At 61.2% G+C, this 25,384-nt stretch carries 29 protein-coding genes; 17 read left to right on the top strand and 12 right to left on the bottom strand.

Annotation, left to right across the window (positions count from 1 at the left end; genetic code table 11):
- Positions 1–24: 24 nt before the first annotated feature.
- Entirely contained in the window at positions 25–375 is a 351-nt protein-coding gene (locus TERRO_RS15885) for a CsbD family protein (RefSeq protein WP_014786713.1), read from the bottom strand.
- 152 nt (positions 376–527) lie between these two features.
- Complete coding sequence (locus TERRO_RS23270; protein WP_014786712.1) at positions 528–677, bottom strand: lmo0937 family membrane protein; 150 nt, start codon at positions 675–677, stop codon at positions 528–530.
- Positions 678–827: 150 nt separating this feature from the next.
- On the opposite strand from TERRO_RS23270, the gene TERRO_RS15880 reads away from it, so the two are divergent.
- From TERRO_RS15880 to recO, 10 genes are all read left to right on the top strand, one after another.
- Positions 828–1,721, top strand: coding sequence for a prephenate dehydratase (locus tag TERRO_RS15880; protein ID WP_014786711.1), 894 nt, complete (start codon positions 828–830; stop codon positions 1,719–1,721).
- Between the two features lie 246 nt (positions 1,722–1,967).
- Complete coding sequence (gene lon / locus TERRO_RS15875) at positions 1,968–4,484, top strand: endopeptidase La (protein ID WP_014786710.1); 2,517 nt, start codon at positions 1,968–1,970, stop codon at positions 4,482–4,484.
- 71 nt (positions 4,485–4,555) lie between these two features.
- Positions 4,556–4,828, top strand: coding sequence for a molybdopterin converting factor subunit 1 (gene moaD, locus TERRO_RS23735; protein WP_014786709.1), 273 nt, complete (start codon positions 4,556–4,558; stop codon positions 4,826–4,828).
- Complete coding sequence (locus TERRO_RS23730) at positions 4,818–5,270, top strand: molybdenum cofactor biosynthesis protein MoaE (RefSeq protein WP_014786708.1); 453 nt, start codon at positions 4,818–4,820, stop codon at positions 5,268–5,270. Before moaD ends, TERRO_RS23730 begins: the two co-directional genes overlap by 11 nt.
- Positions 5,271–5,346: 76 nt before the next feature.
- Positions 5,347–6,297 (top strand): VWA domain-containing protein, encoded by a 951-nt coding sequence (locus TERRO_RS15860; protein ID WP_014786707.1) that lies wholly within the window; start codon positions 5,347–5,349, stop codon positions 6,295–6,297.
- A gap of 42 nt (positions 6,298–6,339) precedes the next feature.
- On the top strand, positions 6,340–7,236 hold the full coding sequence (locus TERRO_RS15855) for an inositol monophosphatase family protein (RefSeq protein ID WP_014786706.1): 897 nt from the start codon (positions 6,340–6,342) through the stop codon (positions 7,234–7,236).
- Positions 7,237–7,335: 99 nt separating this feature from the next.
- Entirely contained in the window at positions 7,336–7,596 is a 261-nt protein-coding gene (locus TERRO_RS15850) for a 4Fe-4S dicluster domain-containing protein (RefSeq protein ID WP_014786705.1), read from the top strand.
- Positions 7,597–7,695: 99 nt separating this feature from the next.
- Positions 7,696–7,935 carry a type II toxin-antitoxin system Phd/YefM family antitoxin gene (locus TERRO_RS15845; protein ID WP_014786704.1) on the top strand — a complete coding sequence of 80 codons (240 nt, stop codon included), beginning with the start codon at positions 7,696–7,698 and terminating at the stop codon, positions 7,933–7,935.
- Positions 7,932–8,318 (top strand): type II toxin-antitoxin system VapC family toxin, encoded by a 387-nt coding sequence (locus tag TERRO_RS15840; protein WP_014786703.1) that lies wholly within the window; start codon positions 7,932–7,934, stop codon positions 8,316–8,318. The genes TERRO_RS15845 and TERRO_RS15840 overlap by 4 nt, the downstream gene beginning before the upstream one ends.
- Before the next feature lie 3 nt (positions 8,319–8,321).
- Positions 8,322–9,065 (top strand): DNA repair protein RecO, encoded by a 744-nt coding sequence (recO, locus tag TERRO_RS15835; RefSeq protein WP_014786702.1) that lies wholly within the window; start codon positions 8,322–8,324, stop codon positions 9,063–9,065.
- A gap of 21 nt (positions 9,066–9,086) precedes the next feature.
- Here the strand turns inward: recO and TERRO_RS15830 are convergent, their stop codons facing one another.
- The 3 genes from TERRO_RS15830 to TERRO_RS15820 form a co-directional block, all read right to left on the bottom strand.
- Complete coding sequence (locus TERRO_RS15830) at positions 9,087–10,880, bottom strand: DUF885 domain-containing protein (RefSeq protein ID WP_014786701.1); 1,794 nt, start codon at positions 10,878–10,880, stop codon at positions 9,087–9,089.
- A 62-nt stretch (positions 10,881–10,942) separates the two neighbouring features.
- The gene (locus TERRO_RS15825; protein WP_041592662.1) at positions 10,943–11,155 is read right to left on the bottom strand and encodes a helix-turn-helix domain-containing protein; all 213 of its coding nucleotides are present in this window, start codon (positions 11,153–11,155) and stop codon (positions 10,943–10,945) included.
- 95 nt (positions 11,156–11,250) lie between these two features.
- Positions 11,251–11,676 carry a BrxA/BrxB family bacilliredoxin gene (locus tag TERRO_RS15820; protein ID WP_014786700.1) on the bottom strand — a complete coding sequence of 142 codons (426 nt, stop codon included), beginning with the start codon at positions 11,674–11,676 and terminating at the stop codon, positions 11,251–11,253.
- A gap of 127 nt (positions 11,677–11,803) precedes the next feature.
- Here TERRO_RS15820 and TERRO_RS15815 point away from each other — a divergent pair, with 127 nt between their 5' ends.
- Positions 11,804–12,880: a UDP-N-acetylmuramate dehydrogenase gene (locus TERRO_RS15815; protein ID WP_014786699.1), complete on the top strand. Its 1,077-nt coding sequence runs from the start codon at positions 11,804–11,806 to the stop codon at positions 12,878–12,880.
- Here TERRO_RS15815 and TERRO_RS15810 read toward each other — a convergent pair.
- Positions 12,877–13,554: an ATP-binding cassette domain-containing protein gene (locus TERRO_RS15810; protein WP_014786698.1), complete on the bottom strand. Its 678-nt coding sequence runs from the start codon at positions 13,552–13,554 to the stop codon at positions 12,877–12,879. The two genes, TERRO_RS15815 and TERRO_RS15810, sit on opposite strands and share 4 nt — an antisense overlap.
- The gene (gene modB, locus TERRO_RS15805) at positions 13,551–14,195 is read right to left on the bottom strand and encodes a molybdate ABC transporter permease subunit (protein WP_281047904.1); all 645 of its coding nucleotides are present in this window, start codon (positions 14,193–14,195) and stop codon (positions 13,551–13,553) included. Before modB ends, TERRO_RS15810 begins: the two co-directional genes overlap by 4 nt.
- Before the next feature lie 151 nt (positions 14,196–14,346).
- On the opposite strand from modB, the gene TERRO_RS15800 reads away from it, so the two are divergent.
- Positions 14,347–15,534, top strand: a complete 1,188-nt coding sequence (locus TERRO_RS15800) for a hypothetical protein (protein ID WP_014786696.1) — start codon at positions 14,347–14,349, stop codon at positions 15,532–15,534.
- A gap of 102 nt (positions 15,535–15,636) precedes the next feature.
- Here the strand turns inward: TERRO_RS15800 and TERRO_RS22270 are convergent, their stop codons facing one another.
- The 4 genes from TERRO_RS22270 to modA form a co-directional block, all read right to left on the bottom strand.
- Positions 15,637–16,368: a TIGR03435 family protein gene (locus TERRO_RS22270; RefSeq protein WP_014786695.1), complete on the bottom strand. Its 732-nt coding sequence runs from the start codon at positions 16,366–16,368 to the stop codon at positions 15,637–15,639.
- A 72-nt stretch (positions 16,369–16,440) separates the two neighbouring features.
- Entirely contained in the window at positions 16,441–16,641 is a 201-nt protein-coding gene (locus TERRO_RS24000; protein ID WP_052313370.1) for a zinc-binding dehydrogenase, read from the bottom strand.
- The gene (locus tag TERRO_RS15790) at positions 16,638–17,375 is read right to left on the bottom strand and encodes an NADP-dependent oxidoreductase (RefSeq protein WP_014786694.1); all 738 of its coding nucleotides are present in this window, start codon (positions 17,373–17,375) and stop codon (positions 16,638–16,640) included. Before TERRO_RS15790 ends, TERRO_RS24000 begins: the two co-directional genes overlap by 4 nt.
- Positions 17,376–17,441: 66 nt before the next feature.
- Positions 17,442–18,293, bottom strand: a complete 852-nt coding sequence (gene modA / locus TERRO_RS15785) for a molybdate ABC transporter substrate-binding protein (RefSeq protein WP_157178403.1) — start codon at positions 18,291–18,293, stop codon at positions 17,442–17,444.
- Here modA and thrC point away from each other — a divergent pair.
- Together thrC and thrB are read left to right on the top strand one after the other, a co-directional pair.
- Positions 18,287–19,639 (top strand): threonine synthase, encoded by a 1,353-nt coding sequence (thrC, locus tag TERRO_RS15780; RefSeq protein ID WP_014786692.1) that lies wholly within the window; start codon positions 18,287–18,289, stop codon positions 19,637–19,639. The genes modA and thrC overlap by 7 nt on opposite strands.
- A gap of 2 nt (positions 19,640–19,641) precedes the next feature.
- Complete coding sequence (gene thrB, locus TERRO_RS15775) at positions 19,642–20,571, top strand: homoserine kinase (RefSeq protein WP_014786691.1); 930 nt, start codon at positions 19,642–19,644, stop codon at positions 20,569–20,571.
- 173 nt (positions 20,572–20,744) lie between these two features.
- Here the strand turns inward: thrB and TERRO_RS15770 are convergent, their stop codons facing one another.
- Positions 20,745–21,551 (bottom strand): ABC transporter permease, encoded by an 807-nt coding sequence (locus TERRO_RS15770; protein WP_014786690.1) that lies wholly within the window; start codon positions 21,549–21,551, stop codon positions 20,745–20,747.
- Positions 21,552–21,646: 95 nt separating this feature from the next.
- Here TERRO_RS15770 and TERRO_RS15765 point away from each other — a divergent pair, with 95 nt between their 5' ends.
- The 3 genes from TERRO_RS15765 to TERRO_RS15755 all read left to right on the top strand — a co-directional run bounded on the left by TERRO_RS15765 (position 21,647) and on the right by TERRO_RS15755 (position 25,260).
- Positions 21,647–22,969 (top strand): WcaI family glycosyltransferase, encoded by a 1,323-nt coding sequence (locus TERRO_RS15765; protein ID WP_041593390.1) that lies wholly within the window; start codon positions 21,647–21,649, stop codon positions 22,967–22,969.
- Positions 22,970–23,088: 119 nt separating this feature from the next.
- On the top strand, positions 23,089–24,174 hold the full coding sequence (gmd, locus tag TERRO_RS15760; protein ID WP_014786688.1) for a GDP-mannose 4,6-dehydratase: 1,086 nt from the start codon (positions 23,089–23,091) through the stop codon (positions 24,172–24,174).
- Between the two features lie 111 nt (positions 24,175–24,285).
- On the top strand, positions 24,286–25,260 hold the full coding sequence (locus TERRO_RS15755) for a GDP-L-fucose synthase family protein (RefSeq protein ID WP_014786687.1): 975 nt from the start codon (positions 24,286–24,288) through the stop codon (positions 25,258–25,260).
- The last annotated feature ends 124 nt before the right edge of the window (positions 25,261–25,384 follow it).

Here is a 25,384-nt window from a genome sequence, read left to right as displayed (position 1 = left end):
CCTTTATCTTGCGATGATTTCGAACTATGCTTCGCGACGGATCTCTTCGCGCTTTGCCTGCTCGTCTGCCTTCGCGTTGTCGAGCTTCGCGTTGATCGAATCCTTCAGGTTCTCGGCGCCGTTGACGATGCGGCTGCGGAGAGATTCACCTTCTGCACTTGCGTGATCGGCGTGGACGGATGCGTCCGTGCGGGCCGTGTCGGTCACTTCGCGGGCCGTGTCTTTCGCGTTTCCCCAGGTCTCTTTTGCGCCGCCCTTAAGACGGTCTTCTGTGCCGGCATTCTGCAGGTCGTTGCTGCCGACCGCCTTACCAACTGCTTCTTCTACCTTGCCAAAAGCGCCCTGCAGTTTGCCCTTGATCTGATCGCTATCCATAATGATCTCCTCCCGCAGCGGCGTGCGTCGCGCTGCTTCACTTACTCACGGTTCTGATGCAGATCGGTTCGATTGCGACCACTCTGAGGCAAGACAAAAGCCACTCACGCGGGGTGAGTGGCTTTGGTTGTCTTACTGAATAGAATGCGCAGTTAAAGTGCGCGGCGACCGCTGATCAAGTTGAAGATCAGCGACACGATGGCCAGCACGATCAGGATGTGGATCCAGCCACCGAGGGTGGTTCCACTGACAAGGCCGACAAGCCACAACACCAGCAGGATGACGGTGATAGTCCAAAGCATCGTTTTCTCTCCAGATGCCCTGGCCTCCGGCCGGGGCGTTCAAATGTGTGACGATACAGTCACATCAACATAGTTGCCGCGTAAACTTAGTAGGTTGTACTTTGCTCAAAAAACATTCACACGCAATCAGAATCCGCATGAGCAGCGGGCATGGTGCGCCGTGTAAGTAGCGCGAGGAGATCAGACGCCGTCGTGAAGATCGCAATTCAAGGTGAACCCGGTTCGAATAGCCATATGGCAACGGAACAGATGTTGGGCAAGGTCTCTCTTGTTCCGTGTGCTCTTTCGGTAGAGGTGTTTGAAAAGCTGGCGCGCACCCACGAAGCGGATGCGGCGGTATTGCCGGTGGAGAACAGTCTGCATGGCGCGGTCGCCGATCACTCGGACCTGATCCTGCAACATGGCGTCATCATTGTTGCGGAGCTTTCGTTGCGTATCCGGCATGCGCTGATGGCGGCGCCTGGTGTGTCGCTTGCCGATGTTCGCAGTGTGCTGTCTCATCCTGTGGCGCTTTCGCAGTGCCGACGGTTCTTTGCACGGCATCCGCGCATCCAGGCCGTTCCGTTTTACGACACAGCCGGTGCGGTGAAACACCTGATGGCGACGCGGGAGAAGGATGCTGCCGCGATTGCCGCGCCGCATGCTGCGCACGTCTACGGTGCAGACATTCTGGCGCGCGATCTTGAGGACGATCCGCTGAACTTCACGCGGTTCTTTCTGCTGGCGCGGCCGGAGGATGCGGAGCGACTTCGCCCGGCGGGTGCGGCTGTCGACAAGATGAGCCTGGCGTTCGATCTGCGTCACCAGCCTGGATCGCTGGTGGAGGCGCTTCGGCGGCTGGCTGCCGAGGGCGCTGACCTGACGCGTATTGAGTCGCGGCCCGTGCCCGGAAAGCCCTGGGAGTACATCTTCTTTGTAGATCTGCGACTGCCAGAGCCGGCTGCGGCAGATCGCATCCTGGCGACCTTGCGGCCGGTGTGCGCTCATGTGACCGAACTTGGCCGGTACGCGGCACATTCTCTCTCAAGCCCGCAGGTCAACTAAGCAGTTCATATTAAAAGGTTTGACGGGCCGCCGGATCGCATTGCGCAATGCGATCCAGTTTGCGCCTGGGTGTCTAAGGAAATGACATTCTGGCCGTGCTTCCCTGCGGTTGCGGGGGGCATCCATTGGAGTTGAACCGTAGTGCGCCGATAAGCCCTTACGGAGCAGGTCTCGCCGACGAAGGTTGAATCCGGCCGTGACTTGATGCATCAGATGTGTGAATATCTGATGGAAGGACACTCACAAATGCCAAACGACTTCGTCAGCGTGATTCAGCCCACCGCCTCTGATCCGGACCGTAAGCGCAGTTCCCGCGCTTTGCCTGTTCTGCCGGTGCGCGATACCGTGCTGTTTCCCCACGCCGTTCTGCCGCTGACCGTTGGCCGCGACAGCTCCATTCAATTGATCCAATCGCTCGGCGAGGAGAAGACGATCCTTGTCGTGGCGCAGCGTGATGCCCGTCAGGACTCGCCTGAGGCTACCGAGCTGCACCAGTACGGCACCCTTGCGACCATTCACAAGGTCGTGAAGATGCCGAACCAGTCGCTTTTCGTCTTCACGGAGGGCACGGAGCGCATCAAGCTGGGCGAGTTCGAGCAGAGTACGCCCTTCCTAACGGCAACCTACGAGAGTATTCCGGATGCTGACCCGGGGAAGACGCCCGAGCTGGAGGCATTGCAGCGCAATGTCGTCTCGCAGTTCCAGCAGGTCGTCACTGCATCGCCGACGCTGTCAGACGATCTGCAGACGATCGCGCTGAACATTGAGGAGCCGGGCCGTCTTGCTGATTTCATCAGCTCTTCTCTGCCGTTTCTTACGACGGTCGATAAGCAGGAATTGCTTGAGACGACGGACGTTAACGCTCGCATGGAGCGGCTGAACAAGTACCTGGTGAAGGAGCTGGAGGTGCAGCAGCTGCGCTCCAAGATCCAAACCGAGGTGCAGGACGCGGTGCAGCAGTCGCAGCGCGAGTACTATCTGCGCGAGCAGATGAAGGCGATCAGCAAGGAGCTGGGCGAAGGCGACGACAGCAACAAGCACATCACCGAGCTGCGCGAGAAGATCGAAGCCGCGGGTATGCCGGAGGAGACGAAGAAGGAAGCGCTGAAGGAGCTGAATCGCCTGCAACGGATGAATCCCGCACAGCCGGACTACGGTATGGCGCGGACTTACATCGAGTGGCTTGCAGCGCTACCGTGGGCTAAATCAAGCGGTAAAGAGGTCAACATCAAGGAGGCTTCTGACTTCCTGGATGAGGATCACTATGGTCTGCAGAAGGTGAAGGACCGCATCCTGGACTACCTGTCTGTCCGTCGATTGAAGCCGGATATGAAGGGACCGATCCTGTGCTTCGTCGGACCTCCGGGCGTGGGTAAAACCTCGCTGGGCAAGAGCATTGCACGCGCGCTTGGCCGCAAGTTTGCTCGCATTTCACTGGGTGGCATGCACGATGAGGCGGAGATCCGCGGACATCGCCGCACGTACATTGGCGCGATGCCGGGACAGATTATCCAGAACCTGAAGCGTGTGGAGACAAACGATCCTGTCTTCATGCTGGACGAGATCGACAAGCTGGGCCGCGACTTCCGTGGCGACCCTGCATCGGCTCTGCTGGAGACGCTGGATCCGGCGCAGAACGGAACGTTCCGCGATAACTATCTGGATCAGCCGTTCGACCTGTCGAAGGTGCTGTTCATCTGCACGGCGAATCAGCTTGATCCAATTCCCGCGCCGCTGCTGGACCGTATGGAGATCATCGAACTGACGGGTTATACCGAAGAGGAGAAGGTCAACATTGCGGAGCGGTACCTGGTGCCGCGGCAGATCCGCGAGAACGGGATTGAGCCGGTTGCTGCGCCGAAGGAGGAGACGAAGCCCGAAGAGGGTGGGGTGCCCGAGTCGCAGTTGCCGGAGCCGGTTGCCGGTGAGCCCCGCATCATCTTCCCGAAGGAGTCGTTGGGCATCATTGCGCGGCACTACACGCGGGAGGCGGGTGTCCGTAAGCTGGAGCAGTTGATCGGCACAGTCTGCCGCAAGCAGGCGCGCCGCATCGCCGAGGGCAAGACCGAGACGCTGGTCGTGACCGACGAGATCATTCACCAGTTCCTTGGCGGTTACAAGGTGCGTGTGGATACGGAGATCGCCGAGCGCACCAAGCGCAGTGGTGTTGCCGTGGGACTTGCATGGACTCCGGTTGGTGGCGATGTGCTGTTCATCGAAGCCAACAAGATGAAGGGCAAGGGCAAGCTGGATCGCACGGGACAACTGGGCGACGTGATGAAGGAGAGTGTGCACGCAGCGTACACGTGGATTCGATCGAATGCGGCCATGCTCGGCATTGACGAGAAGGTCTTCGAAGAGCTCGACATCCACGTACACGTACCGGCGGGCGCTATTCCGAAGGACGGTCCTTCGGCTGGTGTGACGATGGCTACGGCCCTTGTCAGTCTGCTGACCGATCGGCCCATCCGGCCGCTGCTGGCCATGACGGGCGAGATCACTCTGAGCGGTAACGTGCTGCCGGTGGGTGGCATCAAGGAGAAGTTCCTTGCGGCCAAGCGTGCGGGCGTGAAGGACGTGATCCTGCCGATCGATGTGAAGGCGAACGTGGAGGAAGATCTCACGGCCGACCAGGTCGAGGGCATCACGATTCACTACGCGTCACGTATTGAAGACGTGCTGGCCGTTGCCCTTCCGCACACGCTGAAGGACGCCGTGCAAGACGAGCAGCTTCGCGAGGAACTGATCACGACCGCAGCATAAGAACGACAAGTTGCTACGCAGCAGCGAACGCCGCAGACCGCGGCGTTCGCTGTTTTCGTTATGCTGGGGTCATGCAGGTGAATGTGCTTTTCTTCGGTGTGTTGCGTGAGGCGATCGGCGCGTCAGAGACGGTGGAAGTTGCCGATATGACGACCGTCGCGGATTTGCTGACGTACTTCGAAGAGCGTTCGCGCGAAGACCTTGCGGAGATGTGGCCGCGCATTGCGGTTGCTGTGAATCGCGAATACGTTGGACGCGAGCACGTACTGATGGAAGAGGATGAAGTGGCGCTGCTGCCGCCAGTGAGCGGTGGAGCATCTACCCGGGATACGTATGCAGATTGAACTGACGCACGACGTTATTGACTCCAAGGCGATTACCGATGCACTGAAGGCCGGGGAAGACGGCGCGGTAACCGTCTTTGACGGTATCGTGCGGAACAACACGCGTGGCCGCGAGACGCTGCACCTGGACTACACGGCTTACGATGCGATGGCGTTGGAGCAGATGCGTGCGCTTGCAGCGGCAGCGGTCGAGAAGTTTGGCGTTCGGGATGTGGCGATCGTGCATCGGCTTGGGCGTCTGGAAGTTGGCGAGACGAGCATCCTGATCGCGGTTGCATCGGCGCATCGCGGTGTCACCTTCGAGGCGTGCCGGTGGCTGATCGACACGCTGAAGAAGCAGGTACCCATCTGGAAGAGGGAAGTGTTCGTCGACGGCGCGGTGTGGCCGGATGGCGAGCCCTTTCCGGCTGACATTGTTGCTCCCTCGTCGTCCGCAGTGTAGTCGCTACCATCCATCGCTCCGTCACAGTCCAAGTGGGTGCGAACGGTATATCGTTCCCTTCGGGAGCTGAATTTTCTTGAACAGGTTTGTCATTACCGCCGCAAGCGTGCTCGCGATCTGCAGTGCGCTGCCAGCGGCGTCGCGCGCGCAACAGGCGGGCCAGGACTCCGCCCCGATTCTGCGGGTCGAGACGCGACTGGTCAATGTGCCGGTGAACGTGGTCGATGGGCACGGCGTTGCGGTCGGTGGCCTGTCGCAGGACGACTTCACCGTGATGGAAGATGGGCGGACGCAGAAGATTGCCATCTTTGAGCGCGAGGCGAGCACGCCACTGTCGATCGTGATGGCTGTGGACACCTCGGGATCGGTCTTCTCGCAGTTCAAGACGGAACGCGCGGCGGCCAAACGCTTTGCGGAGCAGATTCTGCGGCCGGAAGATGAGATGGATCTGATTGCGTTCTCGTATGACTCGCAGGAGCTGGTGCCATATACGAACGATGCCCGCCGCATTGACGAGGGCATCAAGCGACTGACCAAGGGCGACGACACCGCTCTGTATGACGCGGTGTATGTCGCGAGCGAGCGGTTGACCGAATCAAAGGCTGATGCCACGCGCCGCCGTGTGCTGGTGCTGGTGACGGATGGCGGCGACAACACGAGCCGGAAAGAGATCGGCTATGCCAAGGCCGTTGCCGAGGCGCAGCGTGCGGGCGCGGCGATCTATCCGATCATCATTGTGCCGATCCTGGCGGACGCAGGCCGCAACGTGGGCGGCGAGCATGCCTTGATCCAGATGGCCGAGGACACCGGCGGCAAGTACTTCTATGTGACGGAAAAGGAAGATCTGAAGGCGGCCTTTGCGCACCTGTCAGACGATCTGCGCACGCAGTACCTGCTGGGCTACTATGCTCCACGGCGTGGTGTGGATGCGAGCTTCCGCAAGATCAATGTGTCGTTGAAGGATCCCGCGAAGTCGGCGTCGCTTGCGTTGCGCAGCCGGACCGGCTACTACGCCGATGCACGCTGAGGGCGAGCCAATCGTCATACGGGCGGCGTATCCTGTGCCTGCATGAGCTACTTTGATCCGAGCCAGTTTTCCTTTGCCACGCCAGCCGCTGAGATTGCGCGCGAGGCGGGTGCGCTGCTGCGTCACTACTACGAAAAAGGCGTCACCGCGGAGTTCAAGGGCGATGTCGACATCGTCACGGAAGCTGACCGTGCCAGTGAAAAGCTGATCGGCGAGCGGCTGAACACGCTGTTTCCGGAGCACGGCATCTACGGCGAAGAGGGCACTCGGCAGAAGCTGGATTCGGAGTATCGCTGGTACGTGGATCCTTTGGACGGAACGACAAACTTTGCGCATGGCTTCCCGTTTTTCTGCGTTTCGATGGGCCTGGAGCACCGGCCTGCAGGGACGGCGGAGGATGCGGATGGCGTCATTGTTGCAGGCGTGATCTACGAGCCGTTGCGCGATGAGCTGTTCCTGGCGGAGCGAGGGAAGGGTGCGTACCTGAACGGGCGACGGATCTCCGTCTCAAAGACTGCCTTGCTGCAAGAGTCGCTGCTGTCGACGGGCTTTCCGTCCCACAAGCGTCACGAGAATCCGAATGCGCACTTTTACCACGAGCTGACGCTGCGGTCGCATGGGCTGCGACGGGCGGGTGCCGCTGCAATTGACCTGGCGTACACGGCGGCGGGACGCGTGGAGGGTTACTGGGAGTTCAACCTGAACCCCTGGGACACTGCGGCTGGCCTGCTGCTGGTGGAAGAGGCGGGCGGCGAGGTGACGCGCTTTGACGGGTCGCCCTTTCTTCTGGATTCGCGCGAGATTCTGGCGAGCAATGGCAGGATCGGTGGCGAGATGCGGGCGATCTTCGCGGATATGTTCGCGGGCCGAAATCTTGCGCCGATTCCCACGGCGGAGGAGTTCCGCCGGCGTCGCGAGGCGGCTGCGGCGGGTTCGTAAAAAGACGCACAAGTACGTCCGGATAAGTCCGAATTTGATAACTGTTATGATCGTCTCGCAGCCACACATTCAGCTCTGTTTGAAAGGATTCAACGCACCATGGCATACGTCATCGCAGAACCCTGCATCGGCACAAAGGACACGGCCTGCGCCGATGCCTGTCCCGTAGATTGCATCCATCCCAAGAAGGGTGAGGACGGGAACGACACCGCCGAGCAGCTCTTTATCGATCCCGTCGAGTGCATCGACTGTGGCGCCTGCGTGCCGGTGTGCCCAGTTTCCGCCATCTACGCAGCAGACGATCTGCCGGACAAGTGGGTCGACTTCGCGACGAAGAACGCTGAACACTTCGGCCGGTAAGTATTGGTTGAAGGAATCACGAGACGCGCAGCTTCGGCTGCGCGTTTCTTTGTTTCCAACCTCCAGCGGCAGGCATAGACTTTTTGCAGGGAGACCGGAATGCAATCCTTGGACGTGAAAGACGCTGCGCTGACCGACGTGATCGCAGGAGTTCGACGGGGCGAGGAGATCACACTCCTGGATGATGGTCGCGCGATCGCCCGCGTGGTTCCGCTCTTACCGCGGCCTCTGGATGCGTCGTTCCGCCTCGGGCTGCTCGAGGGGCAGGCTCGCATTCCTGCGGACTGGAAGGAACTCGGACGAAGCGAAATCGAGGAAGAGTTCTACGGCAAAGCATGACCTTTCTCCTTGATACGAATCTTTTGCTTTGGTCGGTCTTCGAGCGAATGCGTGTTCCGCCTGCGGCGGTAGAGTTGCTGCTTGACCCTTCTAACGACTTCGTATTCAGCGTCGCGAGCATCTGGGAAGTTGCGATCAAGTCTGCGAAGCATCCGCAGACGTTTTTTGCGGATGCGGCGAAGCTCCGGTCATCGTTGCTCTCACTTGGGTACCTCGAACTGCTCATTGCGAGCGAGCATGCGATTGCCAGCGCTGGTCTCCCGTTCCACCATCGCGATCCTTTCGATCGGTTGCTGGTAGCGCAGGCCATTGTGGAGGATCTCCGCTTACTCACAGTGGACGGGGGCCTTACGGCTTACAGTTCGCTTATCGCCGCGGTCTGATCCGTGGCTTCTGTTCAACAATCCGAGGGCATTGTTCTGCGTACGTGGCCGTTTGGTGAGGCGGACCTGATGGTTGCTGTCTTCACGCGTGATCAGGGTGTGGTGCGCGGTGTGGCACGGCATGCGATGCGATCGCGACGGCGGTTTGGCGGTGCGCTGGAGCCGATGACGTATGTGCGCGCGGAGTGGGCAGAACGGCCGAAGCAGGATGTCGTGCGCCTGGATCGGTTTGAGATCCTTTGGTCTCCGCTGCGGGATCCGGTGGACTATCCGCGCGCCGCGGCGCTCGCGTTCCTCGCGGAGGTGCTTGAGGGAGCGCTGCCGGACCGTGCCGTGGAGGATGATGTCTTCCGCCTGACGCTGGCGGCAGCGACCCATTTGACGGGGACGAATCTTGGGTTGCCGGTGACTTATTTTGCGCTCTGGATTACGCGTCTGCTGGGCTGGATGCCGGACTTGAACCGTTGCGCGATCAGCGGTGAGCCGTTGCGTCGGGAGGCCGTGTACTACTCGCCTTTGCGGGATGGTGTGTTCGCGGCGAAGTACCGTCCGAGCGGGTCGGTGCTGCTGCCGGCTGAGGCTGTTGCGACGGCTGCCCGCATCTTTCGCAAGCCGCTGCCCGAGTTGATGGAGGAGGCGGAGTGGCCGCGCGCCGCAACCCTGCAGTTACGACGCTTTGCGATCACGATCCTGGAGCGTCATCTGGAAGATCGGCTGCGCAGTTCGCGCGCCCTGGCCTCGCGGTAGCGCCAGGGCATGCGCGGACCGCTATTTTCCGCCTGCTGCGATCCATGCGTCGACGCGGTGCTCCAAGACGTCGAGGGGGAGTGCACCGGAGTCCAGAACCTCGTCGTGGAAGGCCTTCAGGTTGAACTTCGGTCCCAGCTTGGCCTTTGCACGTTCGCGGAGCTCCAGGATCATGAGCTGGCCGCTCTTGTAGGCGAGCGCCTGGCTTGGGATGGCGATGTAGCGGTCAACCTCGGCCTCGATGCTGCTGTCGTCGATGGCGGAGTGCTCGTGGAAGAAGTCGACCATCTGCTGGCGTGTCCAGCCCTTGCTGTGGACGCCGGTGTCGACGACGAGTCGGATGGCGCGCCAGACGTCGGCATTGAGACGGCCGTAGTCGTCGTTTGGATTGGTGTAGAAGCCGACGTCCTTACCCAAGCGCTCAGCGTAGAGTCCCCAGCCTTCCTGGAAGGCCGTGTAGCCGCCCTGCTTGCGGAAGGTGGGGATGCCGGTGAGTTCCTGCGCGATGGAGATCTGCAGGTGATGGCCGGGGACACCTTCGTGGAAGGCGATGGCTTCTGCGGTGTACATCGGGCGGTCGGCGTAGTGATAGGTGTTTGCGTTAAAGACACCGGCGCGCTTGCCGTCAGGGGTGCCGGGCTCATAGTCGGCTGGTGCTGAGTTGGCCTCGCGGAAGGCGGGCGTTGCCTGGACCTTGAAAGGAGCCTTGGGCAGGCGACCGAAGAACTCGGGCAGCCGTGCCTGCATCTCGACCAGCGGCTTGCGGAAGGCGTCGAGCAACTGATCTGCAGAGGTGGCGTGCTGCTTGGGATCGGCCTTCAGGGAGGCATTGAAGCTCTTCAGGTCGTTGAAGCCCTGCTTTTTTGCGATGGCGAGCATCTCGGCTTCGTCGCGCTTGACCTCTTCCATGCCGAGCTGATGGATCTGGTCTGGAGTGCGTGTGGTCGTGGTGTTGGTGCGGACGAGGTAGGCATAGTAAGCCTGGCCGTCTGGCAACGCCGTGGCTGCCAGCGTCTTGCGCGCCTTTGGAATGTACTGCGCTTTCAGGTAGCGTCCGAAACGGTCGTAGCTGGGCAGCACCTGATTGGTGATCGCTTCCATCGCCTCGGTGCGGATGCGCTTCTGATCGGAAGCGCTAAAGCTGGTGGGCATCTTCTTGAGCGGAGCGGCCCAGGGCGACTCTTCCGGCTTGGTGGTGGCAATCTTCACGACCTGCGCCTGGGCCTTTTCCATCAGCATCTGCGGGACGGTGCGGCCGTCAGTGATGCCGGCGTCCATTGCTTCCTGTGCCTGCGAAAAGACTGTCGGGACTTTGTTGAGACGCGCGATGTAGTTGTCGTAGTCCTTCACGGTCACGAAGGGCATGGCGTTCAATGTCGACAGCATGTCGAGGTGTGGGCCACCGAACTGGCTTACGGGCATCTGCCACTGCTTGAAGCGTGCGCCGTCCTGGTCGTCGAGGAAGGTGCGCATCAGCAGCTGGGCTGAGAGCTGTTCCTGCTCGGGCAGTCCGGTAGTGTCGATGGCGCCGAGTTGCGTCAAGAAGTCCATCTCGCGGGCGAGGCGGGTGTTGAAGGCGGAGGCGCTGTAGTCGCTCCAGATGTTGTTGTAGCGATCATCACCGAAAAAGGTGGCCGATTCCGGCGAAGACTTGAGGGTGAACTGCCAGTAGTCCTCAAAGATCTTGTTCAGTGCGCGCGATCGCGAGGCCGCGTCCTGCGGCGCGGCGGCGGCGGAGGGTGAGGCGGCGATCTGCGTGTAGGCGATCGCGGGAAGCGCCAGGGCGGCGCATAAAACGGGGGTAAGAAGACGCATGGATGAAAGCACTCCGAAGCCGCAGTGTACCGCCTCCTGCGGCCTCGGCGTACAGGTTTGCGCTATGCGGGAGACATCACGGAGAAGGTGTCGAGCATGCGGTAGAGCGTCGAGCGGCTGATGCCGAGGAGTTCGGCCGCTCGCAGCTTGTTGCCGTCGCATCGCTGCAACGTGGAGAGCACATGGCCGCGAACGACTTCGTCGAGCCGCCAGGCGCGCAGATCCACGCGGTCGGCGGCGTTGGTGGGCGCGGAATGTTGTGTGTGCGTGCTCACACATGGCCTATCGGCGCACGGAACGGAAAGTTGAGCGAAACAACGAACGGGGAGGCCGAAGCCTCCCCGTTGCGGTGAATCGTGTACCTAGTGGCTTACGCGTTTGCTTTGGCGCAGTACGCGTCGAATGCGCGCGCCAGTTCCTGTGCGATTGCCGGCGCATTTGCGCCTTCAATTGCAGAGCGCTGCATCAGGTAGACGAGCTGGCCGTCGCGCAGGATGGCGATGGCGGGCGAGGTGGGCGGGTGTCCACCGAAGTAGCCACGTGCCTTATCAGTTGCTTCACGATCCTGGCCTGCGAAGACGGTGATGGCGTGATCCGGCTTCTGGGTGTGCTCCATGGCCATGCGAACGCCGGGCCGCATCTTGCCGGCTGCGCAACCGCAGATGGAGTTGACGACGACAAGCGTCGTTCCGGACTGGGCCAGGGCCTGGTCCACTTCGGCGGCGGTGCGTGCTTCGCTGATGCCTGCGCGCGTCAGCTCTTCGCGCATCGGGATCACCATAATCTCTGGATACATGCTTCCTCCATGCCAATCGGGGTGAAAGCCCGCGGCAGTTCGTTGAATTGATTCTATCTGGATGCGCGGGCATCCGCTTCGGTTCCCGGCGTCATGTGGCCGAGTGGACGCTGGTAGGCTGAAATCCGTGCTTATCGAGGAACATGTAGCTCTCGCGCCGTTCACGACCCTGGGGATCGGCGGCCCGGCCAAGTGGTTTCTGACGGTCACGTCCGAAGATGACGTCGCAGAGGCCGTCAGATTCGCGCGCGGGTGCGATCTGCCTCTCTTCGTCCTGGGGGGTGGCAGCAATCTGCTGATCGCCGATGATGGATTTCCTGGTGTGGTGCTGCATATGGCGATCCGCCGCATGGAGCAGGAGGCGATGCCAGAAGGGCACCCGCTGCTGCGGGTAGGTGCGGGTGAGTCGTGGGATGGACTTGTCCAGTTCGCCGTGGAGCGGGATCTGGCCGGCATGGAGTGCCTGGCGGGCATTCCCGGTACGGTGGGCGGCACGCCGGTGCAGAACGTGGGAGCGTACGGGCAGGAGGTCGCGGAGACCATTGCGGTGGTGCGCTGCTTCGATACGCAGACACAGGCGTTCGTGGAGCTATCGAACGCGGAGTGCGGCTTTGCCTATCGCACCAGCATCTTCAATACGACAGAACGTGGGCGCTACATCGTTGTTCGCGTGGACTTTCGCCTGCGGCCGGATGGCGCGCCGAAGCTGGCTTATGCAGATCTGCGGAAGCACTTTGGCTTGCTCGTTGCGGGCGTGTCGGATGTGACGACACCACAGGCTTTGCCGTCGCTGGCGGAGGTTGCAGAGGCGGTGCGGACGATTCGTCGTGGCAAGGGCATGGTCTTCGATCCGGCCGATCCCAACTCGCGGTCGGCTGGTTCGTTCTTTCGCAATCCGATCGTCTCGCACGAGGCACTGCTGCACGCGTCAGAGGTGGCCGGTGTCGGCGTCGATACGGTTCCGCACTGGCCTGCGGGCGATGGAATGGTGAAGCTGCCGGCTGCATGGCTGCTGGAGCGCGCCGGCTTTGTCCGTGGCTTCGCGCTGGGGAATGCGGGCATCTCGACACGGCACACGCTGGCGTTGGTGAATCGTGGCGGTGCGACTGCGGCCGACGTGATCGCACTGCGCGAACGGATCATTGCGGATGTTCGAGCCCAGTTCGAAATTGAGTTGGAGCAGGAGCCGGTCAGCGTCGGTTAGTCCCGTGTTGATTCGAGCAGCGAGAGATCGTTCGAGAGGACCTCGCGCGTCGGCCCCTGTGCGGTAATCTTTCCATCGTCCATGGCGAGCGTCTCGTCATTCAACAACAGCGCTTCCGTCGGTTCGTGCGTGACGGAGAGGATGCCGATACCGCGCTGCGCACAGTGTTCGCGCACGCGCAGGATCAGGTCGTTGCGCTGCGTGCGGTGCATGCCGGTAAAGACCTCATCAAGAAGCAACACACGCGGGAAGCTGGCGAGCGCGCGGGCGATGGCGACGCGCTTGCGTTCGCCGCCGGAGAGTGTGGCGATGCGGGCGTTCTGCAGCGGCTGCAGGTCGAAGAGATGGAGAGCCGTTTCGAAGCCGCCTTCGCCGCTCCTTGGTCCAGTGGCGAACTGGATGTTCTCAGCCACGCTCATATGGGGAAAGAGGGCCGTCTCCTGCGCGACGAGTGCGATGCGGCGCTTGTGCGGCGGGAGTTGCGTAAGGTCGACGCCGTCCAGCCTTACCTCGGTACCTGCTGGTATCCAGAGGCCTGCGACGATGCGCAGCAGGGAAGACTTTCCCGAGCCCGACGGACCAAAGAGCGCCGTCGAGGGATTGGAGAGCGTGGTGTCCACCCGAAGGCGAATGCCGCCGATGGGGGCATCGCATTTGATCTTGAGTTCCTTCATGTGACGGCCCGCGTTCGCCGCGACGACGGGCGCATGTAGAGCAGCACGAGCGCGAGGGTTGAGAAGCCCATAAGCAGCAGGGCGAGGTGCGAGGCGGAGGCGAAGTCGCCGTTCTCGACCAGATTGTAGAGCGCGATGGAGAGTGTCTTGGTGCGGCCGGGAATGCTGCCGCCGAGCATGAGGACGACGCCGAACTCGCCGACGGTGTGGGTGAAGGTGAGGACAGCCGCAGTCAGGATGGAGCCCTTCGCGAGCGGCATGGCGATGCGGAGGTACCGGCGTATGGGTGATGCTCCGAGTGTTGCTGCCGCCTCGAGGAATACCGGGTCCACCGCACGTAGGCCCGCAACGATGGGCTGCACCGCAAACGGCAGGCTGTAGAGGACGGAGCCTACTACCAATCCTGTGAAGGAGAAGGCGAGGGTGTGGCCGAGCATCGCCGTTACGGTGCGGCCGAGAGCCGTCGTGGGGCCAAGGCCGACGAGCAGGTAAAAGCCGAGAACGGTCGGTGGAAGCACCAGCGGCAGCGCGATGAGGGCCTCGGCGAGGAAGCGGATGCGGGTGCGAGCGAGAGCGATCCAACCGGCGAGCGGGAGGGCGATGACCAGGAGGAGGAATGTTGTCAGAGCCGCGAGACGCAGCGTCAGCCAGAGAGCTTCGGGATCCAGTCGATTGCCCCCTTTCTACGATTTTATGCGATTGGAAACGGATGGGCCTGCGAGTGGCTGCAGGTCCTGTGATTTACCGGGACGGCAGGCGCCTGCTGTAGAGCCTCTCGATGCTCTTGGAGGAATGAGCCTACAGGCCGCGCCAGAGCGGCAATGTCGCACTGGAATCGTTCTGTGGCGCCTCATCCCGGTCGCTCCAAACAACCCTCCCCGCCGCTGCACCTATCTACCTCTGAGCGTGCTCGACAAGATCAAATCTATTCCCGCGTTCGTCCTGTGGACCACTGGCGTCCTGGTCCTGTGCGCGTTGTCTTTCTATCTTGGCCGCCATCTTTCTCCCGCGCCCACGACCATTTACACCGACATCCCGGCAGACCCCTCCACCAGGACACCCAAATCGCCCATCGAGCCCACGATGGTCTACGCTCACAACCTGCTGCTGCGTAAAGGGGATCACTTTCGCGTGTACGTCCGCTGGATCCGGGGCCGCATGCTGCGCACCAGTGAAGCCCGCAACCCATCCTTCGACGATTCCAACTCGTTCGTCCTGGAGATCGATAAGGGCGTCATCAACGTCAAGCTCGCCGACATCGCCGACTTCCTGAACGGCGAAGCGTCGAGCAAGGCTCCGTTGAAGAACATCAAGATTTCCAATGAGGGTGGACAGATTCGCCTGCAGGGCACGGTTCGCAAGGTGGTTTCGCTGCCGGTGCGCCTCGACGGCACGTTGACGCCGTTGCCGGACGGTCGTCTTCAGTACCACCTGACCAAGCTGAACGTCCTCAAGGTGCCGATGAAGGGCCTCTTTGGCCTATTCCGTGTCGACCTTGCCGATCTCGTCTCGAAGTCCCAGACCCCCGGCGTTCAGATCGTCGACAACGACATCTTCTTTGATACCCAGCGACTGCTGCCCCCGCCCCACATTCACGGCCACATCACATCGGTGACTGCTTCGGACTCCGACCTGACGGTCATCTATGGCAACGCAGGCCACGACGAGCGGAATCTTGCGCAATGGCATAACTTCCTGCGGCTTTCGGGCGGCAATCTGGACTTTGGCAAGCTCACCATGCACCAGGTGGACCTTACGATGATCGACGCGTCGAAGGACACCTGGTTTGACCTGGACCTGGTGAACTACCAGGCCCAACTCGTCTATGGGACGACGCGCATGACAGAGAAGGCCGGCCTGGAGATTTACATGCCAGACCTGGACAAGCTGCCGCCAAGGAAGTCTCCGGAAGGCGTGACTCTGCAGTGGTTGAAGAACCGCAATACCACGCCTCCCCTGGCAATCGAGTCGACAGAGTAAGGCGCCGACGACCGTCCTGCGTTAGAACGAGGGAGGCCTTCTTCCCGCTGTGCTCTTCCGCGGACGCAGCACCCGTAGGATGGGCCCCACCATCCGTCCGCCCTAGTTGGGAGTGGGTGGACCGACATGGTCGATTACGAGCGTCGTGATGGTGCTGGGCTCGCGCACCAGGCGCAATCCGAGTTCTCCTTCAAACGCAGCTTTCAGCACGGCCTTCGGGTCTGCATGGATGTCGCTCGCCTGGTCCACGTAGGGACGGAAGTCGAGGTCAAAGTCGTATCTGCCCGGCAGGTTCGTCTTGTCGACAAGAGGTGCGTCCAACGGGTCAGACATGTACGTCACAAAGTCCTGCATGCTGAAGTTCTTCGCCACCATGCCCAGCGACGAGTTCTGGTGCCAGGCTTCGCCGTCCTTCTGTATTGAAGCTTTCAGCTTCTTCAATCCCTTGGGTGCGATGGTGAGGCTGTAGGCATTCACTTCCTTTGTTCCAGGGTGCAGCTTCAGCGCAAATCGCTCGGCGAGCAGTTGGCGAAGCATGACGCGCATCTGCTCCACAGTCGGCTCTCCGTCAACTTTGGCGATGATGTCGTAGTGCTGGTGGCCAATGTCTTCCGGCCCGTCGATCTGTACGCGCTGCACCTGATAGGCCCACTTGATGGAGGTGAGCAACGTAACGTCATGCATCCGCAGGGTGCCGTGGGAGACGGTCGTCTCGCCGTCGTGTTCATACTGTACCGCTCCGCTGCTCGGCTTGACGGTGGCTACATCGAAGTTGGTCTGTGCGAAGGCACAGGAGGCGGAGAGCAGACCGGCGGCAAGGAAGAGTAGGCGCATGGGTGGTCTTACGCAGATCGTCCATCCGATGTTCCGCAGATTTCACCTCCGCTGAATTTGCGGCATGAGTTGCTAGCGCAAGCTCTCTTCCGCTATCAGAACAAGCTTTCCCAGGGCGGCCGGCGCACTGCCAGTGGAATAAGCTGCGGGAGCTGAACGGAGTGGAAGCACACCCTTCACGAAGACCTTGAGTTGATGGTTCTCAACCCACTGCGCCACATGTGAGAGTTGTTCGCGCGACGGAATGACGATGAAGAAACTTTCTTTGATCAACGGATCGTCGCTGTTTTCGGATCGGCAGCGATGGTGACCATACGACCACCTTCAACGAGCAGCGGTTTCGCTCGAGCAAGAGTGTCAGAACCAATTGCGTCAAAGACGACATCAAGATCTTTGAGGTGGTCTTCAAAAGCCTGCGTCTTGTAGTCGAGCACGTGTTCGCACCCGAGCTCTTTCAGGGTGTCCGCCTGCGATGGGGAGGCGGACGCGATAACGCGGCAGCCGTGCATGACGGCAATCTGCACCGCCATGAGGCCGACGCTGCCGCCGGCACCGACGATGAGCACTCGGTCGCCAGCCTTGATACGTCCGTGGTCCACGAGGCCTTGCCATCCCGTCAGTGCCGCGATTGGGATGGCTGCTGCGTCGGTGTGCGAAAGCGACGCTGGCTTCGCAACGATGTCCTTCTCCGAGGCTACGCAGAAGTCTGCAGTGGCTCCGTCCAGGAACCAGTCGTTCATGCCGAAGACTGCATCGCCCGGTACGAAATCCGTTGCCTGAGAGCCGATGGATTCGACGATGCCGCTGAACTCATGGCCCGGAACAGCGTTGGCACGAGCTGAACCGTCCTTGTTATGCGTGCTCGAATACCAGAGGAGCTCGGTAGGGGTGACGCCCACAGCGTGCACGCGAACGAGTACCTGATCCGTCGACGGCGACGGATCAGCGATGTCGATCTCTCTCAGATCGAAAGAACCGGCTTTGGATCCCAACGCAAAGGCCTTCAACTTGCCTCCTTGCTCCGCCCTGCCTGTCGTTTTTCGTGTTGCGGAAGGCCGCGCTCGTAGCGGGGTTCATTTTACGGACTGCAGGCCTAACTTGGGCAGGCTCTGCTGGACCTGGGGACTCAGGATGAAGTTCAGCAGGGCGTGTGCGCCTTCGCGATTTTCGCCCTTTTTCAGGATGACGGCGCTTTGAATGATCTCGGGGTACTGGCTGAAGGGAAAGAGGACGAAGTTGCCCTTGTTGCGGTAGGCGGGTGACATTGCGACGGTCTGCGACATCAGGGCGAGTTCGGCGTTGCCACTGAGGGCGAATTGTCCGGCCTGTGAGACGCTTTCAGCCTGCACGATGTGCGGTGCGACGTTATCCCACAGCTTCATACGCTTGAGAACGATGACGGCGGAGCGGCCGTAGGGCGCTCGGTCGGGGTTGGCGATGGCGACGGATTTGAGGTCCTTGCGCGAGAGGTTGTCGATGGTCAGCGGCTTGAAGCGAGAGCCGTTGCTGGTCCAGAGGACGAGGACGCCTTTCGCGTAGGGGATCGGTGACTTTGTCTCGGTCAGGCTGCTGGCGACGAGCTGTTCTGCGAAGTAGAAATCGGCCGAGAGGAAGATGTCGGCGGGCGATCCGTTCTGGATCTGCTGCGAGAGCGTTGCCGACGACGCGAAGGAGACCTTGAGCTTGATGCCCGTCTTTTTCTCGAAGATCGGGCCGAAGACCTGCAGCACCGGTTCCATGTCGGCGGCCGCGGCGACGGTGACAACCTTTTCCTGCGCATGCAGTGCGAATGGCGTTGCAGCCGTCAGGAGAACGGCGGCGAGCATCGCGGAGAAGCTACGGCGTGAGGTGCGGTTCACCGCGTTCTGCGCGGTGCGAGCCACCGTGTTGTGTACGGTGCGGTACCCTAGAGTCATCCATGTCATTGCGTTCACATCAGCTTCGATGCATCGGAAGTGGCGAACGGATCGCTCCCGAGACAGTTAGTAGCGACTTCCGCGATCCCGCCAGCGGCGAACTTTACGAGGTCGAGTACCCGTGGAGTGAGTCACGCGGCGATGCGGCAGCCACAAACAAGCCTAACGCCAGCGCACTTCGTCACCTTTGGGCCGAGCGTCGCGACTCGACGCTGCCTATTGATCAGAGCGGCGTCTGGCGCTACCGCGACCTGCTGCCCATTCTGAACGACGACGCGCATGCGATTACGCTGCGCGAGGGCAACACGCCGCTGTACGACCTGCCGCGGAATGCGAAGGCGCTTGGGCTGGACTTTCTGCTGGCCAAGCACCAGGGCATGAACCCGACGGGATCGTTCAAGGACACGGGCATGACGGCTGCGCTGTCGGTCGCGGCTGAGCGTGGCTACCAGTGGGTCGCCTGCGCTTCTACGGGCAATACCAGCGCTGCGATGGCTGCTTATGCGGCTCGCGCGGGTCTGCGGGCGATTGTCTTCATCCCTGAGGGCAAGATCGCCTGGGGCAAGCTGTCGCAGTCGATGGACTATGGCGCCGTGACCGTGCAGCTAAAGACGGACTTCGACGGTTGCGTGAAGATGCTGACCGACATGGTCAAGAAGAATCCCATCTACCTGCTGAACAGCGTGAACCCCTATCGCCTGGAAGGTCAGAAGACGCCGGCGATCGAGATCTGCGAGCAGTTGGACTGGCAGGTGCCGGACCATGTGATCGTTCCGGGCGGCAACCTGGCGAACGGATCGGCGCTGGGCAAAGGCTTTGGCGAGTTGAAGCATCTTGGCTTTATCGACCGTATTCCGAAGATTTCGGTGATCCAGGCGGAGGGCGCGAACCCGCTCTTCCAGTGGTTCACGAATGCCGAGAAGATGCTGCATCCGGTGACCGCAGATACGCGCGCGACGGCGATCCGCATTGGTAATCCGGCGAGCTGGCGCAAGGCGGCCCGCATCATCGAGGCCACGGGCGGATGGTGCGAGCAGGCGAGTGAGAGCGAGATCGCTCTTGCGAAGGCGCAGATCGGTGCCGAAGGCATTGGCTGCGAGCCGGCTTCTGCTGTGACGTTGGCGGGCTTGAAGAAGCTGCTGAAGTCGGGTCATGTGCAGACGGGCGAGCGTGTCGTCCTGCTGCTGACCGGCCATACGCTGAAGGACCCGGAGTACACCATCGACTTCCACAAGGATCTGCTGGCGACCGACATTCCGGAAGCTGCGCCGTTCCGCAAGCCACCCATCGTATTGGAGCCGAATGAGTCCGCAGTGATGCGTGCGCTTGAGGCCGAGATGGCGGTAAAGGTTTAGCGATGGCATCGCCCATCAAGCTGAAGCTGCCGGCAACGTCGGCGAACCTGGGGCCGGGTTTCGATGCGCTGGGCCTGGCGATGGACTTTGCGCTGCACATCGAGGCGCGTGAGGCCGCGGAAGGCGAGGGCTTCTCCATCAAGGCAAGCGGTCGCAATGCCGCGCAGACCGGCGATGTTGCCGACTCGCTGGTGCTTGAGACTTACAAGAGCGTACTGACGGGGCAGGGGATCGATCCGATGCCGTTGCACTTGGATCTGAACAACGAAATTCCGCTTGGCATGGGCTGCGGTTCGTCCGCGGCTGCGCTGGTTGCGGGTGTTGCGCTGGCATCGCACTTCGGCGGCCTTGGATGGACTCGCGAGCAGGTGCTTACAGAGGCTTCGTTGCGCGAGGGACATCCAGACAACGTTGCGGCGTGCGTGCTTGGCGGACTGACCGTGTCGAGCATGCTGACGCCCGATGATGGCCCGCCGATCATCGATGCATTGAGCATCACGCCGCCGGTTCGCTGGCCTTTGCTGGTGGTGATGCCGGATGCGTCGCTGTCGACGAAGAAGGCGCGTGCGCTGCTGCCGGAGAGCTACTCAAAGGCAGATGCGATTGCCAACGTACAGCGCGTAAGTATGTTGACCGCCGCGTTCGCGCAAGGTCGTGGCGATCTGCTGGCGCGGGCGATGGATGACCGGATGCATCAGCCGTATCGGTCCGCCGCGTGCCCGCTTCTACCGAAGTTGCTGCCGCTGGCAGGTCATCACGGGATTCTTGGCGTCGCGTTGTCGGGTGCCGGACCGTCGGTACTTTTGATTCTTCGCTCGGTAGCCGACTTTGAGCAGGCCAAAAACGCGGTCGAAGAGTGCCTAACGTCGGGTGAGCGACTTGCGGGTGTTGTGTTGCCGACAGAAGTTGCCTTAGGGGCAAAGATTTCTTAGCTGGATTACCTTTTTGTTACTGAAGTGCGCTGTACGTCTGCATTGCGCGATGTTAATTTCTAAGACGTAGACAACCCTGGGGGAGGGTTAGTCTGCGGGCGCCCGTCGATCTCTTAACGAGATCCGGGCGTTCTCCTTTTTCACGGGTGTGCTGAACTTTGATGGCATCAAGTTCAGCGGGTGCGCGGATCGGCCCAATCGCGCAGGGCGTCGCCGAGAAACGAAAAAGCCAGGACGCAAAGCATGACGGCGATTGCGGGAGCCAGCACCATGTGCGGCGAGTCGAAGAGATGGGCTCGTGCGTCGTTCAGCATGGAGCCCCAACTGGCCGCGGGTGGCGGCACTCCCAGGCCCAGGAAGCTGAGCGTCGCCTCTGCCAGTACGGCACCGGCCATGCCGATGGCCGCTTGCACGATGACGGGCTGCACGATGTTCGGAAGGATGTGGCGTGTGAGGATGCGGAGGTCGCCTGCGCCGAGGGAACGTGCGGCTTCGACGAACTCGCGTTCACGTGCCGACATCACTTGTGCTCGCACGAGCCGCGCGTAGTTCACCCATCCGGAGAGTGTCAGCGCCAGGATTACATTGCGCAGACCCGGGCCGAGGAAGGCTACGAGCGCAATTGCCAGCAGAATGCCCGGCATCGCCATGAAGGCGTTCATCACGTAGACGTTCAGCAGCGTGTCGCGCCAGCCGCCGTAGTAGCCCGCCACGGACCCGACGATGAGTCCGAGGATGAGCGAACAGCCGACGACGGTAAACGCGACCAGCAGCGACAGGCGTGCGCCAAAGAGTACGCGCGAGAAGATATCGCGACCAAGCTCGTCGGTGCCCAGCAGGAAGCCATGGCCGGGGGATAGCAGGCGCTGCTCCAGGTGCAGCGCGGCAGGATCATAGGGGGCGGCCCACGGCGCCAGCAACGCGGCCAGAGCAAAGACGGCCAGCAGGGCAACGGCGGCCCAGGCGATGGGAGAACGCATGGGGAGATACTACGGCACTTGCTCCGGGCTTACGGCAGAGGCATCGTTTGGCGGAAGCTATGATGGTGCCATCGCCCACTGCTGTACGGAGTCTCTTGCGCATCTTGATCTTCGGCCTGAATTATGCCCCGGAGTTAACGGGCATTGGTAAATACACGGGCGAAATGGCCACCTGGCTTGCAGCGCGCGGACACGCCGTCCGCGTTGTGACGGCACCGCCGTACTATCCGGCGTGGCGAGTCAGCGATGAATACCAGGGCAGAGGATATGTCACGGAGGGCGGTGGCCCGGCGGGCGATGGCGTAGGTGAGCCGCTGGTCTTTCGGTGTCCGCTGTACGTTCCCGCGAAGGCGACCGGCCTGAAGCGTGTGCTGCACCTGTTCTCGTTTGCTGCCAGTGCGGCTCCGGTTGTGCTGCGCGAGGCGATCCTGCCTCGCGGCGGCGGTGCGGGGCCTGATGTGATCTGGACGGTGGAACCTACGTTCTTCGGTGCTCCCGTGGCGCTGGCGGCGGCATCGCTTGCACAGGCCCCCGCGTGGCTGCATGTGCAGGACTTTGAGGTGGACGCTGCATTTGACCTGGGCTTGCTGCCGCCGAACGGGAGCATTCACGCTGGAGCAGTGGGGATGGAAGGCGTTTTCACCCGCGCCTTTGCCCGCGTGTCCAGCATTTCGATTCGCATGGTGGAGCGCTTGTTGCGGAAGGGAGTTCCGGCGCCGCACACGGTCCTGTTTCCAAATTGGGTCGATGTGGATCAGGTGCAGCCGTCACCGGAGGGTTCGCCGAATCGCTTTCGGTCGGAGCTAGGACTGGGCGGTAAGGTCGTGCTGCTGTACAGCGGCAACATGGGAAGCAAGCAGGGGCTGGAACTGCTGCCGGCGGTGGCCCGCGCATTGGCTGACGACCCGTCGGTGCACTTTCTCTTCTGCGGTGACGGAGCGTTCCGGCCAACGATGGAATCGCTGGTGGAGGGGCTGGACAACGTCACGCTGCTTCCGCTGCAGCCGCTGGAGGCGCTGAACGACCTGTTGAATTGTGCGGACATACATCTGCTACCGCAGCGAGCGGACGCAGCGGACCTGGTGATGCCGTCAAAGCTGACCGGTATGCTGTCCAGCGGTCGCCCGGCAATCGTCACCGCCCAGATTGGAACGCAGGTGGCGGCGGTGGTCAGCGGCGTTTCTCTTGGCGCGGACGTGCAGACGCACGACCCGTGTGGCGTTGTGGTGCCGGCAGGTGACCTGGCCGCGCTGGTGGTTGCGGTGCGTGATCTGGCCGCCGATCCTGCCCGTCGAGCCCGGTTGGGTGCGGCTGCGAGGCGGTTCGCCGTAGAGCACATGGGGAAAGAAAAAGTCCTGGAGCAGTTTGAGCGTGACCTGAAGGCTGCGGTGACGGAGTATCGCGAAGGGGCGAGATAAGGTCGGCGGAAGGCTGACATATTGCGTGACGATACGAATCAATCGATTCGTTACATCAAATTTTGCAAGCTGTCGGGTAAGATGAACCTACTCCAGCGACAACAGGAAAGAAGACCCATTTGAAAAAGGCACTGATCACAGGCGTGACCGGGCAGGACGGGGCGTACCTTGCGGAGTTTTTGCTGAAGAAGGGTTACGAGGTCCATGGCATCAAGCGCCGGACGTCGCTCTTCAATACAGCTCGTATCGATCACATCTACGAGGATCCGCACCAGACGCATCGCAACTTCATCCTGCATTATGGCGACATGACGGACTCGTCTTCTCTCGTCAAGATTGTGCAGAAGGTGCAGCCGGACGAGATCTATAACCTGGCCGCTCAGTCCCATGTGGCGGTGTCATTTGAAGAGCCGGAGTACACGGCGAACAGTGACGCATTGGGAGTTCTGCGTCTGTTAGAGGCGATCCGCATTCTCGGCCTCGAGAAGAAGACGCGCTTCTACCAGGCCAGCACCAGCGAGCTTTATGGCATGGTGCAGGAGATTCCGCAGAAGGAGACCACGCCCTTCTATCCACGCAGTCCTTATGCGGTCGCGAAGATGTACGGCTACTGGATTACGGTGAACTACCGTGAGGCCTATGGCATGTACGCGTGCAACGGCATCCTGTTCAACCATGAGAGCCCGTTGCGCGGCGAGACGTTTGTAACGCGTAAGATTACGCGCGGCCTGTCGCGCATCAAGGTTGGCCTGCAAAGCGAACTGTACCTGGGCAACATGGACGCCAAGCGCGACTGGGGTCATGCACGCGACTACATCGAGATGCAGTGGCTGATGCTGCAGCAGGAGAAGCCGCAGGACTTCGTCATTGCAACCGGCGTGCAGTACAGCGTGCGCGATTTTGTGATGCGCTGCGCGGAGCTGCTGGAGATGGAACTGACCTGGAAGGGGAGCGGTGTGGATGAGACGGCTGTCGACACCAACGGCAAAGTGGTGATCGCCGTGGATCCTCGCTACTTCCGCCCGACCGAGGTTGAGACGCTCCTTGGCGATCCGTCGAAGGCGAAGCGTGAGCTTGGCTGGACGCCGAGCACCACCTTCGAGGAGCTGGTGAAGGAGATGGTCGAGGCTGACTATTCCGCGGCTCAGCGCGATGCGCTGGTGATCAAGCATGGCTACAAGGCATTCAACGTCCGCGAGACCTAGAGCGAACCGGAATGTGATCCTGCGAAGGGCACGGCTTATGCCGTGCCCTTCCGAACGAGTGAAGAGAACAGCGTCACGGCGTTCGCTTGTGACCGCTTGAGGAGAACGAAAATGTCTGGATACATGCCGCTCGATGCACCGATTTTTATAGCGGGACACCGCGGCCTGGTGGGGTCGGCCATTGAGCGTGAGCTGCGCCGGTTGGGCTATACCCGACTGTTGACGCGTTCGCGCGCCGAGCTGGATTTGTTAAGCGCTGATGCGGTTGCGGACTTCTTCCTGAAGGAACAGCCGAAGTTTGTTGTGCTGGCTGCTGCGAAGGTTGGCGGCATCCTGGCGAACAACACGTATCCGGCAGACTTCATTCGGCAGAACCTTGCCATCCAGAACAATGTCATTGAGGCGAGCTATGCCAACGGTGTCGATCGCCTGCTGTTCCTTGGATCGAGCTGCATCTACCCGAAGATGGCGCCGCAGCCCATGCCGGAGAGCTGCCTGCTGACAGGCCCGCTGGAGCCCACCAATCGGGCGTATGCTCTGGCGAAGATCGCCGGTATTGAGATGTGCTGGTCGTTCAACCGGCAGTACGGCACGAAGTACCTGGCGGCGATGCCGACGAATCTGTACGGTCCGAATGACAACTTCGACCTGAACACGTCGCACGTGCTGCCAGCACTGATGCGCAAGACGGCGAAGGCCGTTGCAGAGGGTGCGCCTGAAGTCGAGGTTTGGGGTAGCGGCACGCCGAAGCGCGAGCTGCTGTACTCCGACGATCTGGCCGAGGCATGTGTCTACCTGCTGAATCTTTCCGAAGAGAAGTACGGGACGCTGCTGCGTGACGACGTTCCGCCGCTCATCAACATTGGTACGGGCGAAGACGTAACTATTCGTGAGCTCGCCGAAACTGTTGCGCGTGTGCTGGGGTTCAAGGGAGTGTTGCGCTTTGATCCCTCGAAGCCGGACGGCACTCCGCGGAAGCTGATGGACGTAAGCCTGATTCACGGGCTGGGCTGGCACCACCGCGTGGCGCTGGAAGAGGGAATCATGCGTACGTGGGAGGCGGTACGGAGTGAACTGGCGAGCTGAAACTAAGAAGGAAGAGGGCGGACGCACGGCAACCCCAGACAGCCGCCTCGTCATTGCTCTCCGCTCTCTGTTCGCTGATTCCTCTTCTTATTGCGCGCCTTCGCTTTTCTTGTTTGCCCTCTGC

The organism is Terriglobus roseus DSM 18391, from assembly GCF_000265425.1.
Taxonomy (GTDB): domain Bacteria; phylum Acidobacteriota; class Terriglobia; order Terriglobales; family Acidobacteriaceae; genus Terriglobus; species Terriglobus roseus.
Note: the sequence above shows the minus strand (reverse complement) of the source record. Positions and strands in the feature narration are given on the sequence as shown.

Excerpts from the sequence above, each read along its gene's own strand:
- TERRO_RS15840 (WP_014786703.1), top strand. The coding sequence starts at position 7,932 with ATGACCTTTCTCCTTGATACGAATCTTTTGCTTTGGTCGGTCTTCGAG.
- TERRO_RS15845 (WP_014786704.1), top strand. The coding sequence starts at position 7,696 with ATGCAATCCTTGGACGTGAAAGACGCTGCGCTGACCGACGTGATCGCA.
- TERRO_RS23730 (WP_014786708.1), top strand. The coding sequence starts at position 4,818 with ATGCAGATTGAACTGACGCACGACGTTATTGACTCCAAGGCGATTACC.
- moaD (WP_014786709.1), top strand. The coding sequence starts at position 4,556 with ATGCAGGTGAATGTGCTTTTCTTCGGTGTGTTGCGTGAGGCGATCGGC.
- TERRO_RS22270 (WP_014786695.1), bottom strand. The coding sequence starts at position 16,368 with ATGCGCCTACTCTTCCTTGCCGCCGGTCTGCTCTCCGCCTCCTGTGCC.
- TERRO_RS15830 (WP_014786701.1), bottom strand. The coding sequence starts at position 10,880 with ATGCGTCTTCTTACCCCCGTTTTATGCGCCGCCCTGGCGCTTCCCGCG.
- TERRO_RS23270 (WP_014786712.1), bottom strand. The coding sequence starts at position 677 with ATGCTTTGGACTATCACCGTCATCCTGCTGGTGTTGTGGCTTGTCGGC.
- TERRO_RS15770 (WP_014786690.1), bottom strand. The coding sequence starts at position 21,551 with ATGCGTTCTCCCATCGCCTGGGCCGCCGTTGCCCTGCTGGCCGTCTTT.
- TERRO_RS15855 (WP_014786706.1), top strand. The coding sequence starts at position 6,340 with ATGAGCTACTTTGATCCGAGCCAGTTTTCCTTTGCCACGCCAGCCGCT.
- TERRO_RS15820 (WP_014786700.1), bottom strand. The coding sequence starts at position 11,676 with ATGTATCCAGAGATTATGGTGATCCCGATGCGCGAAGAGCTGACGCGC.
- TERRO_RS15850 (WP_014786705.1), top strand. The coding sequence starts at position 7,336 with ATGGCATACGTCATCGCAGAACCCTGCATCGGCACAAAGGACACGGCC.
- TERRO_RS15885 (WP_014786713.1), bottom strand. The coding sequence starts at position 375 with ATGGATAGCGATCAGATCAAGGGCAAACTGCAGGGCGCTTTTGGCAAG.
- TERRO_RS15800 (WP_014786696.1), top strand. The coding sequence starts at position 14,347 with ATGAGCCTACAGGCCGCGCCAGAGCGGCAATGTCGCACTGGAATCGTT.
- lon (WP_014786710.1), top strand. The coding sequence starts at position 1,968 with ATGCCAAACGACTTCGTCAGCGTGATTCAGCCCACCGCCTCTGATCCG.
- TERRO_RS15810 (WP_014786698.1), bottom strand. The coding sequence starts at position 13,554 with ATGAAGGAACTCAAGATCAAATGCGATGCCCCCATCGGCGGCATTCGC.
- TERRO_RS15880 (WP_014786711.1), top strand. The coding sequence starts at position 828 with ATGGTGCGCCGTGTAAGTAGCGCGAGGAGATCAGACGCCGTCGTGAAG.
- thrC (WP_014786692.1), top strand. The coding sequence starts at position 18,287 with ATGTCATTGCGTTCACATCAGCTTCGATGCATCGGAAGTGGCGAACGG.
- thrB (WP_014786691.1), top strand. The coding sequence starts at position 19,642 with ATGGCATCGCCCATCAAGCTGAAGCTGCCGGCAACGTCGGCGAACCTG.
- TERRO_RS15755 (WP_014786687.1), top strand. The coding sequence starts at position 24,286 with ATGTCTGGATACATGCCGCTCGATGCACCGATTTTTATAGCGGGACAC.
- modA (WP_157178403.1), bottom strand. The coding sequence starts at position 18,293 with ATGACATGGATGACTCTAGGGTACCGCACCGTACACAACACGGTGGCT.